The organism is Hymenobacter sp. B1770, from assembly GCF_049896385.1.
Classification (GTDB): domain Bacteria; phylum Bacteroidota; class Bacteroidia; order Cytophagales; family Hymenobacteraceae; genus Hymenobacter.
The window spans coordinates 33996-46661 of sequence record NZ_JAFCUF010000005.1 but is presented as its reverse complement, the minus strand read 5'-3'; the positions used below and the strand labels follow the sequence as shown (position 1 = coordinate 46661).

At 57.8% G+C, this 12666-nt stretch carries 9 protein-coding genes; 6 read left to right on the top strand and 3 right to left on the bottom strand.

What is annotated here, in order from left to right:
• Positions 1 to 78: 78 nt before the first annotated feature.
• The 3 genes from uvrB (at position 79) to ACP7AJ_RS11410 (ending at position 3457) form a co-directional block, all read left to right on the top strand.
• The gene (uvrB, locus tag ACP7AJ_RS11420) at positions 79 to 2124 is read left to right on the top strand and encodes an excinuclease ABC subunit UvrB (protein WP_426060332.1); all 2046 of its coding nucleotides are present in this window, start codon (positions 79 to 81) and stop codon (positions 2122 to 2124) included.
• 30 nt (positions 2125 to 2154) lie between these two features.
• Positions 2155 to 2682 carry a hypothetical protein gene (locus ACP7AJ_RS11415; protein ID WP_426060331.1) on the top strand — a complete coding sequence of 176 codons (528 nt, stop codon included), beginning with the start codon at positions 2155 to 2157 and terminating at the stop codon, positions 2680 to 2682.
• Between the two features lie 67 nt (positions 2683 to 2749).
• The gene (locus ACP7AJ_RS11410) at positions 2750 to 3457 is read left to right on the top strand and encodes a head GIN domain-containing protein (RefSeq protein ID WP_426060330.1); all 708 of its coding nucleotides are present in this window, start codon (positions 2750 to 2752) and stop codon (positions 3455 to 3457) included.
• A 124-nt stretch (positions 3458 to 3581) separates the two neighbouring features.
• On the opposite strand, the gene ACP7AJ_RS11405 is transcribed toward ACP7AJ_RS11410, so the two are convergent.
• A complete protein-coding gene (locus ACP7AJ_RS11405) occupies positions 3582 to 4832 on the bottom strand; it encodes an amidohydrolase family protein (protein ID WP_426060329.1) in 1251 nt (416 codons plus the stop codon).
• A gap of 505 nt (positions 4833 to 5337) precedes the next feature.
• Between ACP7AJ_RS11405 and ACP7AJ_RS11400 the strand changes: the two genes are divergently transcribed.
• Positions 5338 to 6456, top strand: coding sequence for a mandelate racemase/muconate lactonizing enzyme family protein (locus tag ACP7AJ_RS11400; protein ID WP_426060328.1), 1119 nt, complete (start codon positions 5338 to 5340; stop codon positions 6454 to 6456).
• Positions 6457 to 6583: 127 nt separating this feature from the next.
• Here the strand turns inward: ACP7AJ_RS11400 and ACP7AJ_RS11395 are convergent, their stop codons facing one another.
• Positions 6584 to 9295: a T9SS type A sorting domain-containing protein gene (locus tag ACP7AJ_RS11395; protein WP_426060327.1), complete on the bottom strand. Its 2712-nt coding sequence runs from the start codon at positions 9293 to 9295 to the stop codon at positions 6584 to 6586.
• A 1439-nt stretch (positions 9296 to 10734) separates the two neighbouring features.
• Between ACP7AJ_RS11395 and ACP7AJ_RS11390 the strand changes: the two genes are divergently transcribed.
• Positions 10735 to 10980, top strand: coding sequence for a hypothetical protein (locus ACP7AJ_RS11390; protein ID WP_426060326.1), 246 nt, complete (start codon positions 10735 to 10737; stop codon positions 10978 to 10980).
• Here the strand turns inward: ACP7AJ_RS11390 and ACP7AJ_RS11385 are convergent.
• Entirely contained in the window at positions 10949 to 11863 is a 915-nt protein-coding gene (locus ACP7AJ_RS11385; RefSeq protein WP_426060325.1) for an ATP-binding response regulator, read from the bottom strand. The two genes, ACP7AJ_RS11390 and ACP7AJ_RS11385, sit on opposite strands and share 32 nt — an antisense overlap.
• A 228-nt stretch (positions 11864 to 12091) precedes the next feature.
• On the opposite strand from ACP7AJ_RS11385, the gene ACP7AJ_RS11380 reads away from it, so the two are divergent.
• Entirely contained in the window at positions 12092 to 12607 is a 516-nt protein-coding gene (locus ACP7AJ_RS11380) for an SgcJ/EcaC family oxidoreductase (protein ID WP_426060324.1), read from the top strand.
• Positions 12608 to 12666: the final 59 nt, after the last annotated feature.

Genomic DNA, 12666 nt, shown 5'->3' with positions numbered 1-12666 from the left:
ATTTCACTTCCGACGAAACCCAAAAAGCTGGTTTGTGGTTAAGTTAGGCTGACCTTTTCGGCCTAACTTTCCCGTTGCATGGAGTACCAACTTACCTCTGAATTTAAGCCGACCGGCGACCAGCCCACGGCCATTGCCAAGCTCGTGGAGGGCGTAAACAACGGCGAGCATGCCCAGGTGCTGCTCGGGGCCACCGGCACGGGCAAAACCTTCACCATGGCCAACGTCATTGCTGAAACCGGCAAGCCGGCCCTGGTGCTTTGCCACAACAAAACCCTGGCCGCGCAGCTGTACGGCGAATTCAAGGCATTTTTCCCGAATAATGCTGTCGAGTACTACATCAGCTACTACGACTACTACCAGCCAGAGGCGTACATCGCCAGTACCGACGTTTTCATCGAGAAGGACCTGGCCATCAACCAGGAAATCGAGAAACTGCGGCTGCACACCACCTCTACCCTACTCAGCGGACGCCGCGACGTCGTTGTGATTGCCTCGGTATCGTGCATCTACGGCATCGGCAACCCCGAGGAATTTGCCAAAAACGTCATTTTCCTGAAGCCGGGCATGCGCTTCACGCGCAACAACCTGCTTTATCAGTTTGTGCAGATTCTGTACTCGCGCACCGAGGTGGAGTTTACCCGCGGCACCTTCCGGGTGAAGGGCGACACGGTGGACGTGTTTCCGGCGTATGCCGACCATGCCTTCCGCATCTACTTTTTTGGCGATGAGATTGAGTCTGTGCACAAGATTGACCCGGTGAGCGGCAAGAAGCTCAGCGACGAAGCCAACGGGGTGGCCCTCTACCCTGCCAACCTGTTCGTGACCGGTAAGGAAACCCTGAACTCGGCTATCAAACAGATTCAAGACGACATGGTGCTCCAGCATGCCTACTTTGAAAAAGAGGGGCGCGACTCCGAAGCCAAGCGCATCATGGAGCGCACGGAGTTCGACCTGGAAATGATTCGGGAGTTGGGCTATTGCTCGGGCATCGAGAACTATTCGCGCTATTTTGATGGGCGCACGCCCGGCTCCCGCCCCTTCTGCCTGCTCGATTATTTCCCCGACGACTACCTGCTGGTGGTGGACGAAAGCCACGCCACTATGCCCCAAATCCGGGCCATGTGGGGCGGCGACCGCAGCCGTAAGACTGCGCTGATTGAGTACGGCTTCCGCCTGCCCTCGGCCCTGGACAACCGGCCGCTGACCTTCAACGAGTTCGAGAGCATGTACCGGCAGGCCGTGTTTGTGTCGGCTACGCCGTCGGACTACGAGCTGGAGCAAAGCGGTGGCATCATTGTGGAACAGATTATCCGTCCCACTGGCCTGCTCGACCCCGAAATTGACATTCGCCCCAGCATCAACCAGATTGACGACCTACTGGACGAAGTGGACGAGCGAATTAAGCAAGGCGACCGCGTGCTGGTGACCACCCTCACCAAGCGCATGGCCGAGGAGCTGAGCAAGTACATGGACCGCTTGGGTATTAAGGTTGAATACGTACACTCCGATGTGAAAACGCTGGACCGCGTGGAAATCCTGCGCAAGCTGCGCCTGGGCGAAATTGACGTGCTCATTGGTGTAAACCTGTTGCGCGAAGGCCTCGACTTGCCCGAGGTAAGCTTGGTGGCCATTCTGGACGCCGACAAGGAAGGCTTCCTACGCGACCAGCGCAGCCTGATTCAGACTATGGGTCGGGCCGCCCGAAACGACAAAGGCAAGGTGATTATGTACGCCGACCGCATCACGGGCTCCATGCAGCGCGCTATTGATGAGACGAACCGGCGCCGCGCCACCCAATTGGCCTACAACGAGAAACACGGCATCACACCGCGCACGGTGCGCAAGAGCCACGCCGAAATCCTGGGCCAGACGGCCCTTTCCGACTACCGCATCGTCGAGACCCAAGGCTACGCTGGCCCCGACAGCGATGGCGGCACTGCTCTCGCTCTGGCCGCCGAGCCCGTGGTGGCCATGATGACCCGCCCGGAGCTGGAAAAACTAATCAAAACCACCGAAAAGCAGATGGAAGCCGCCGCCAAGGAGCTGGATTTCCTGCAGGCAGCCAAATTGCGCGACGAGTTGGCCGCGCTGAAAACCATGCTTAAGGGCAAGCGCGAGTAGCCGTTTGGCATAATATTAGAAAAAGGGTTAATGACGCAATTCCGCTGCGTCAATAATCCTTTTTCTGTATTCACTATGAAACACTGGCTACTTATTACAGGTCTGCTGATGGGCCGGATGGCTGCAGCTCAGACGGTGCCCGTGCCCGTACCGATGCCTCTTCCTGAAACCGGCTTGCAGTCGACGGTAAACACCACAACGCTTAAGAATACGCCGGGGGTGCGCTATCAATACCAATTGGTATACCCTGATACCTACTGTGTTTGGCTTGCGCCCGCGTGGCGCGGGCAAACTAAGCTGGAGCCTAAACGCTACATGTTCAATACCAATTACCGAGGAGAACTGGAAGGCATGCTAATGCAGACTATCAACGAGCTATCCGCCGACGGGTGGGAATTTGTTAAAATCCGCACGGAATCGAGAACGACCGGAGCAACGCAAAAAGTCGAGAAAGATTCACAATCAACCGACGCCAACAACCCTGTTTACAAGGCCACCACGTCTTTTCATACCTCCTCCGAGACGCGCTACCTTTTCCGCAAAGCCCTAATAAATTAGTGCGTGTCAGGCAACCCCAATGCGGGTGTCTGCATCAATGAACATGCACCTTTATTCTGCTTTTGCTATGAAAAACTTTTTCCTAACTGCGGCAGTGGCCGCTGTTTCGCTCACCTCTTGCATGGCGCAGGACAAAGTGAAGCAACCGCGCCAGCTCAGTGGCTTTGAGGTCGTCAGTTCCAGCGGCGGCATCGACGTAGTGCTTCGCCAGGGCTCCAACACATCGGTGGTTGTGGAAGCCTCGCCCGAAGCCCAAAAACACCTGGTCGCCAAAGTGGAAGGCAAAACGCTGAGAATCGGCTGGGAATCTAATTACTCCTGGCGAAACCTTCTAACCAGCGGTCGCAAGGCGAACGTTTACATTACCCTGCCGCGGCTTACGGGCCTGTCCGTAAGTGGTGGGGCAGATGCTAAGGGCGAGTCAACTTTTAGCGCTGACGACTTCCGGATTGATGCCAGCGGCGGCAGCGATGTAAAGCTTAGCATCAGTGCCAAAACCCTCTCCGTGCAGGCCTCAGGCGGCAGCGACGTCAGCCTCTCCGGTCGCGCCGAGCGCCAGAAAGCAGACGTCAGCGGCGGCTCCGACTACAACGGCTTCGATTTGCAAAGCACCACTGCTACCGTCAGCGCCAGCGGTGGCTCCGATGTCAAGGTATCTGTCAATGGCGAAATTTCCTCGGATGCATCCGGTGGCAGTGATGTGCGCTACAAAGGCAGCGCCCGAATAGCCAGTTCCAACAGTAGCGGCGGCGGCAGCGTACGCCGGGTGCAGTAGCGTTCGTTGTGCGCTTTGGTCAATTCAACTCGCCTGTCATGCTGAGGCACGAAGCAACTTATCACTGCTAAAGGATTTGTTCTGCGGGGACAGGATGCTTCGTGCCTCAGCATGACAGGCGAGTCTAAGGCTGCTTATAGAGCACGCCGCCTTTCATCACGAGCTGTACCTGGCGCACAGCACGCACGTCCTGCGTGGGGTCGCCAGTCACGGCTACCAGGTCGGCCAGGAGGCCAGGGCGGATGCGGCCGCGGTCGGCCAGATGGAAAACCTGGGCGTTGCCGCTGGTGGCCTGCCGCAGCACCTGCAGCGGGCTGAGGCCGTGGTCCTGCACGAGCTGTTCCATTTCGCGGGCATTGTCGCCGTGAGCAAACACGCCTACGTCGCCGCCCATCACCAGCGTCACGCCGGCTTTTAGAGCGACCTGGACGCTTTGGGTCTTTTGCTGAATGCGCGGTGGCGCGGGGTCCTGGCCCTTTTTCCAGCCGCGGTACTGGGCAATGGCGTCGCCGGCAGCCACGGTGGGGCACAAGGCCACGCCGCGCTGCTTCATCAGCTTGAATATCTCGGGCGTGCCGTCGTCGCCGTGCTCAATGGTTTCGACCCCGGCCAGCGTGGCGCGCCGCATGCCCTCGGGCGTGCTGGCATGGGCCACTACCCCCCGACCGGAAGCCCGCGCCGTTTGCACAATCAGCGTTAGCTCTTCCTGTGAGAACGTGGGGGCGGCCGTGCCGTTCAGGCCCCAGCGATAATCGGCGTAGACTTTGATGATGTCGGCGCCCTTGCCGATTTGCTCCCGCACGGCCCGAATAATGCCGTCCACGCCATCGGCCTCCTGGGCACCCTGGGGCACGTCGATATCGTTGGCAAGCTTGGGGCCGTAGCTGCCGGTGGCCACCAATGCCCGGGTGGCTACCAGCAGCCGGGGGCCGGGAATAATGCCTTTATCAATGGCTTGCTTCAGGCCCACATCGGTGTAGCCTGCGCCCTCTGTGCCTAGGTCGCGGGCGGTGGTGAAACCCGCCAGCAGCGTGCGTTGGGCATGCACCGTGGCCCGCGCTACGCGCAGCGCTTGAGACTCGAGCAGCACCTGGTCGTTCCAGGGCGTTTCGTTGTACGGGTGCAATAGCAGGTGCGAATGGCCTTCAATCAGGCCCGGCATGAGGGTGAGGCCCGGCAGCTCCAGGGTTCGGGCCCCGGCGGGTGGGGTGACTTTGGCCGCTGGCCCTGCCGCCGTGATTTTGTCATTCTCGACTACTACAACCCAGCCCGTGTGCAGGTCCTGACCGTCGAACACGGCAGCGGGACGGAGCAGGGTGACCGGCGTGGCCGTGGGCTGGGCGTGTAGCACACCCACGCAAAAAAACAGGAGCACGCTCACCGCAAAAAGATTAAATAACCCTCGCTCCTGCCGCATTAAGGTCGAGGCGGACCAGCAAATAGTTGACATAAGCACCTGAGGTGAATGAAATTCAAACATCAGAACGAAGCTACTGGACTTGTTACTGATTTAAGACTCAGCAGAGGAAACCTGTCACGTGTGCGGAGCTAACTGAAGGTCAGCGGAGCCAAGCATCTCGCTCGCATCATTATTAAACGTCTGTCATGCTGAGCCTGCGAAGCATCTTCTCGCCGTAGAACAAATCGTTGGACGTGAGAATATGCTTCGCAGGCTCAGATGACAACCGATAGAGTTACTATCCTATGCGAAATGCCTGGCTTCGCTGACCCGCGGTTTGCTCCGTTTTGCATGACGGACGATTTAAAGCGCGCAACACCATATGCCCGCGTCTTAAAAGCCATAGGGTATCACTAATATTGGGCCCTCCCGGATGTTTAGTCGGCCACTCTTTGTGGCGCTCCGAAGTGCCCCCAGCCTCATGCCCAACACCACCATTCGTTCCATCGAGATTTTCAAGCTTTTTCTGCCGCTGAAAGAACCCTTTGTCATCTCCCTGGGTCCCATCAACGAGGTGCAGAATGTGGTGATTCGGATTAGGACAGCCGATGGCTGCACCGGCTACGGCGAGTGCAGCCCCTACCTCACCATCAACGGTGAAAGCATTGACACTTGCTATGTGGTGGCCCAGTACCTCGCCCCGGCACTGCTCGGCCACAACGCCCTGGACATTGCCGGCGCGGTGGCCACCATGAACCGCATTATCTACGCCAACAACAGCATCAAAAGCGCTTTCGACATCGCCCTGCACGACGTGGCCGCGCAGCAGGCGGGCTTGCCGCTGTACGCTTTTCTGGGCGGGCAACGCACCAAGGTGCTCACCACCGACATGACCGTAAGCCTAGGCCCCGTGGAGAAAATGCAGGCCGACGCCATCCGGTTTCAGCAGCTAGGGTTTCCAGCCATTAAAGTAAAGCTGGGCGAAACCCTGGCAGCCGACGTGGCGCGCATCCGGGCTATCCGCGAAGGCATCGGACCTACCCACCCGCTGCGCATCGATGCCAATCAGGGCTGGTACACCGCCGATGCGGCCATTGCAGTATTGCACGCCCTGGCCCCTTATAACATCGACCACTGCGAAGAGCCCATTGCCCGCCATTTGTTCATGGACCTGGCGCGGGTTTCGGCTGCCTCACCCATTCCCATTATGGCTGATGAAACCTGCGGCGATGAGCACGACGCCGCCCGCCTGATTCAACTCGGCGCGTGCCCGCAGTTCAACATCAAGCTGGGCAAGTCGGGCGGCCTGCACCGGGCCCGCAAGATTGTGGACCTGGGCGCCGCGGCAGGCATGGTGCTGCAGGTGGGCGGCTTCATGGAATCGCGCCTGGGCATGACCGCCGCGGCGCACCTGGCCCTGAGCAGCAGTGCCATTCACCACTGCGATTTTGACACACCCTTGATGTACACGGAAGACCCCGTGACGGGCGGCATTCGCTACTTAGCCAAAGGCGTAGTTGAAGTTCCGGATACCCCAGGCCTGGGCGCCGTCATTGACGAGGCGTACTTACGCTACGCCGAGAAACGAGTGATTGAGTGAGTTGAAATAAACCGAGGGCTACAACTGCTAGGAGTAAAAGCAAATTAGGCAGCGCCCATAACGCAAAAAAGACAGCCGGGAATGTCCCGGCTGCCTTTTTAAGCAATGCGCTTAATGGTTACTGAAGCTACCGCATGATGGTGATGCGCTTGTTCTCCACTTTGCCGTTGGTAATCATACGGCAGAAGTACACGCCATCTGCAATGTTCTCGCTCGAAAGCGTGACATAGTACTCACGGCCGCCTTCTACTTCAGCGTTGTAAAGCGTGGCGACCAATGCACCTACTTGGTTGTAGAGGTACACCTGAGCCTTGCCGCCCTTCTGCGAGCGGAAGTGGATGGTGCCCTGCTTTGCCAGGGGGTTCGGGTATACTTCGAGGAGGTTGCTATCATCAGAGTTTACAGTAGCCTCATCACGAGCAACGGCGTTAGCAGTGTTGCCTTTGTTTGGTGTATGAATCACGATCGAGCCGCCGCCCAGCTCGGTGCTGGGTTGCGCGTCGTCGGCGCTGCCCTCGACGCTGCCCATGTTGTTGTCGTACACTGTGTTACCGCTGGCCTTGTTCCAGATTTTTATCCGGAATTTATCCAAGCCGCCACCGCCGGTAACCTGCCCGTCCAGGGCCGTCAGAAGGAAGCCATAGGCGCCGGACCCGTTGATCGTGCCTTCGCCTTTGTACTGAGCCTTGGCGCCAGAAATGACAAGCCACTCATAAGAGGTGCTGCTGAAGTTCATGCCCACGGCCTTGAACTCGAAGTTGGTATTGCCCGTGGGCACAGTGGCGCCTTTCTGGTACTTGGACACAAAGCCGAAGCTGGCCTTGCCCGTCGCGCTGGGGTTGGCCACGTAGGCCCCGGGCAGAGAGGTAATCCAGCCGCCGCCCGTGACAAAGCCGCCAGCGGGGTCGTACACGACGACGTACTGGTAGACAAAGGCGAGGCTCGTCTGCCCGCAGGCATCGGTCGCCGTAACGGTGACGGTGTACACGCCGGCCGCAGCGTAGGTGTGGTCGGTATAGAAGATGGTGGCCGGGTTGGCTACCTGCTGTTCCGGCGTGCCGTCGCCCCATTTGATGATGGCCTTGGTCACGTTGTTGTCCACGTAGTTCACGGCCAGGGTGATGGACGTACCCAAGCGGGTGGGATCTATCGGGGCCGTAACGGAAGTAATGACGGGCGCGGCGTTGGTCACCTTCACCGTCTGGCTCACTTGCTCGGCGGCGTTGCCGTTGGCGTCCGTTACGTTCCAGGCGATGGTGGTCGTGCCCACGGGGTAGGCCGCGCTCAGGGCCAGCCCGTCGCTGCGCACGCCGACGGGCGTGCCCACCGTGCAGTTGTCCGTGGCCGTGGCCGACACCGTTACCGCGGCCGAGCACTTAGCCGCGTCCACGTTTACTTCCTTGTTGCCGTTGGCAACAATCACCGGATTAATGTTGTCGGTCACCTTCACCGTCTGGCTCACTTGCTCGGCGGCGTTGCCGTTGGCGTCCGTTACGTTCCAGGCGATGGTGGTCGTGCCCACGGGGTAGGCCGCGCTCAGGGCCAGCCCGTCGCTGCGCACGCCGACGGGCGTGCCCACCGTGCAGTTGTCCGTGGCCGTGGCCGACACCGTTACCGCGGCCGAGCACTTAGCCGCGTCCACGTTTACTTCCTTGTTGCCGTTGGCAACAATCACCGGATTAATGTTGTCGGTCACCTTCACCGTCTGGCTCACTTGCTCGGCGGCGTTGCCGTTGGCGTCCGTTACGTTCCAGGCGATGGTGGTCGTGCCCACGGGGTAGGCCGCGCTCAGGGCCAGCCCGTCGCTGCGCACGCCGACGGGCATGCCCACCGTGCAGTTGTCCGTGGCCGTGGTGTTGCCCAGGATAACACCGGTGGCGGTGCAGCCCGTGTTCGTGGTCGTCGTTACGTTGGCAGCAGCCGTAATCACCGGCTTGACGTTGTCGGTCACCTTCACCGTGAAAGTCTTGGTATCAACGCCACAAGAATTGGTAGCTTTTACCGTTACAGTAGTGGTGCCAACCGGGAATGCGTAGGAAGCAGGGTTTATATCATCAGCACCAACGCTGTATACAATAGTTGGGGTTGGAAAGCCAGTGGCTGTAGCTGCGAAGTTTAAGGGCGAAGCGACGCATTGACCGGTGGCGGTGTTAACAGCTATGTTGTTAGGCACCGTCACCACGGGAAGAGTATTTATCGTCACGCTCACGGCCGCCGAGCGGGCGCTCTCGCAGCCGTTGGTCGTGGTCGTGGCGAAGTACGAGCCCGTGCTCAAGGCCGTGGAAGCCGCCAGGGCCGCGCCGCCCGTGGCGGCCGCGTACCAGCTGTAGCCCGTGGGCAGGTTGGCCACCGTGGCCGCGCCGCAGAAGGCCTGCGCCGCGATGCCCGTCGGCGCCGTCGTGGGGGTCACCGTCACGCTCACGGCCGCCGAGCGGGCGCTCTCGCAGCCGTTGGTCGTGGTCGTGGCGAAGTACGAGCCCGTGCTCAAGGCCGTGGAAGCCGCCAGGGCCGCGCCGCCCGTGGCGGCCGCGTACCAGCTGTAGCCCGTGGGCAGGTTGGCCACCGTGGCCGCGCCGCAGAAGGCCTGCGCCGCGATGCCCGTCGGCGCCGTCGTGGGGGTCACCGTCACGCTCACGGCCGCCGAGCGGGCGCTCTCGCAGCCGTTGGTCGTGGTCGTGGCGAAGTACGAGCCCGTGCTCAAGGCCGTGGAAGCCGCCAGGGCCGCGCCGCCCGTGGCGGCCGCGTACCAGCTGTAGCCCGTGGGCAGGTTGGCCACCGTGGCCGCGCCGCAGAAGGCCTGCGCCGCGATGCCCGTCGGCGCCACGGGTGTGGGGGTCACCGTTACCGAAGGCTGATTCCCTGAAATGCCCACGATAGTTCTAGGCTCTCCTGTACTACTCGTGTAAGCTTTTACCTCCCATGTCTTAATAACGGAAACAGAGCCAGTTATATTTACTCCAGCATTTATACTTACGGAGATAGAATTGTAAGTGGTTCCATTGACTATTCCGTTACCGCTAGTAGAAATCACAACGGGATTGCTATTGGCCGCACTAGTTATGACCCAATTTTGAGGCGGCGTGACAGAACCTATACTATAATCTGGCAAATTAATGCTCACATGTTTTATCGGGGTATTGCTAGGAACAGCGCTGTTGCTTCCATTACCAGTAGAAGTATTGGTTACAACAAGGGTGTAGTTAGTTGCTACACCCGAACAAACCTGTTGGGTGTTCAAACTAGCTGTAAAAGAATTACCATCAGTAAACGTGGTATGCGCTGTCAAGCCAGAGCTTTGGCCTGTTGCTACTAATTTAAATACCTCGCCTAAGTGAATAGGCTGAATCACGTACTGATTATTATAAATATGTCCGTTGACATCAGCAATGGCATACAAAGTCGTATTACCATGCGATACAGTAGAATGGTCAATATCTAAATTAACTTGTTCGCCTACTCTCCAACCCTCTCCTTTGATAACAACTATTTCACCGGGTAGGTAGTCATCTTTGTCCGTATAGACAGTAGCAGTCTGGGCCATTACGCCTGCCGAGGCGAACAAACTCAGCAGCAGGAACAGCAAGAACCCGTAGGCCTTGACGTATCTCCCGCTTGGTGTGGGGGGTAGGTTTTTATTCATAAAAGTGGTGGGAAAGGGTAAAAGTGGGGGTTTAGTTATTGATTAAGTTCAAGACGAGGAGAAGCTATTATAAAGCAAGCAAAAGAGATTTAAGACGTACACACATTTATAGAAGCTTGAATAAGGTTACAAATTTACACTGGACGTTTCCAATAAAAAAAGTAATTTTGAGAAAATGTTAAGGGTTTTTTACAAAAATTTCTTGAATTAAGGTGAGTGTTCAGCTTAAAAAGGACTGACTGTGCCTTTTCAGCACGCAACTGTCATTTTTCTGTGACCAACTTAGAAAATAATCCCACAATGCTTTTATATGCTTTCGTTTTTGAATAATTAATTATTTAAAAAATATTCGAACTACATCTTTAGTCAATCACCTAAACGATAGATATTTAATATAAAACTGCAATAGGTGCACTTAACCTAAACATTAAACTCGCACTTATTAAAGTGATGGGCATTTAGCTCGGTTGCTGATTGTGCGGCTTACAGTAGACTCCCCAAATACCCACGCCCACATTTTGCCATCCGAATGCCATTTAAAACCTATAGGCCCTCACCCATAGCGGAAATGTTCAATTTCATGGAATTCTGTTAAATACAGAAGTAGCAGTTGTGCAATACAACTCCGGATGTAGAGGATGCAGCCCCATCTGCTCAGTGGCTGGGTGGTCACTTACCGGAATCTGGCGCTTGCTCACATGGAATGCACGTTTGGCGACCTTTTCCAGGCTGGAATCTTTCTTACCTGTGAAGTGCTCCGAACAGAGGCCGGGATTAACAAGCCTTCTTACTCCACCGGCAGCTCGGCGGGCGCCGCCGCCACCACCCGGCTCACCGACGCCATCAGCTGTACTACCAGCAACGTGCGCTCGGCACTGGCCTGATGGGCGCCCGGAACTTTTCCAGCACGGCTACTACGTTGGTCACGCCCGCTACCCCCAGGGCCGCCAGGTTGGGCTTAATGTGGAGGGTGAGCTCGGCCACTTTGCCCCACTGGCCGGCCGCGGCCGCTTCCTGCAGCTGCACTAGGCTGGTGGGCGAGTTGGTGAGGAAGGAACGAATGATTTTCGTGACGAAGGCCTCGCGGCCGTGGGCCATGGCCCGGAGCTTGGTCAGGTCGTAGGGCGCGGCGGTGCGCGGCAGCACGCGCAGGGCGTCGAGCTTGTGGTAGAGCTCCTCCTCTTCGAAGGGCTTGGCCAGGCAATCGTTCATGCCCGCGGACCGGTAGCGCTCGTTGTCTTCGCGGAAGGCGTTAGCCGTGAGGGCCAGGATGGGCACTTGCGCCCGCACGGGGTCGGGCAGCTGGCGCACGGCGCGGGTTACCTCCACCCCGCTCATGAGGGGCATCTGGATGTCCACCAGCACCACATCGCACACGTTATCGGCGAGCAGGCGCAGGCCTTCTTCGCCGTCCACGGCTTCTTCCAGAATCACGCCCCATTCTTCCAGCATGAAGCAGGCCACTTCGCGGTTGATTTCGTTGTCTTCCACTAGCAGCACCCGCCGGCTGGTCAGGGCTCCCGTAACGAAAGTGCCTACGACATTGGGCGCCACCACGGGCGCTTCGGCTTTTGGCAAGGTCAGGGTGAAGGCGCAGGTGCTGCCCTGGCCGGGCGTGCTGCGCAACGACAGGTTGCCGCCCAGCTGCGCCACCAGCGCCCGGCTGATGCTCAGGCCCAGCCCGGTGCCCCCAAACTGGCGGGTGGTGTCGGCATAGGCCTGGGTGAAGTTCAGCCCTTTTTTGGCAGGGCTGGCCCAATGGTGCATTATCCTGTGCCAAAGGCATAGTTTGTTAGCTGAAGCTCAAACGTTGGCCTATAAAACCATTGCTTTTTTCAGCGGGGCGCTGTTTCCATGAGCCTTTGTTTATTCATCAAAATTTCTTAAATTTAATTGAATTAGTTATAAGTACTTGTGCTGTGGTCTTTGCCTATTTCGGGCATAGCTAGGGCTGCAGGACAGGTACCTCGGATTTCTGAACCAAACTTTCCAACCATGAAATATCTGTGCTTTTTCTGGTTATTACTGGGGCTGATTGGGGTAGCCCATGGCCAGAAGCGCCAAGTGAGGACCTCCGAAGAAGCCGCCGTGCGCGCCACCGTAGATGCCTGCATCCGGAGCTGGAACAAGCACGACTACAGCGACCTGTCCACTTATACCACGCCCGACGTGGATTGGGTGACCAACGTGGGCATGTGGTGGCAAGGCCGGGAAGCCGTACGCCACGCCTTGCAAACCTATCACGAGGGCATGTTTCAAAACACTTCGCTGCGAAGTGAAGAAATGAGAGTACGGTTTATGACCCCAAGTGTGGCCGTGGTGCACCAGCAGGTGTACATCGGCCGCTACTTCCCTCCCCATGGCGTAGACCACGAGTACAACCGCCAGGGCGACAACCAGGCCATGATTACTTATACGCTGGTAAAGCAGCAGGACAAATGGCTGATTTCGACGGCGCATGTATCGGACATCAACCACGCCGCCGCGGCTTACAACCCCGTGAAGCAATAGCGACCTACCAGCGTCGGAAGGGCTACTACTGAGAGTACTGGCGTGATTTTCAGGCATTA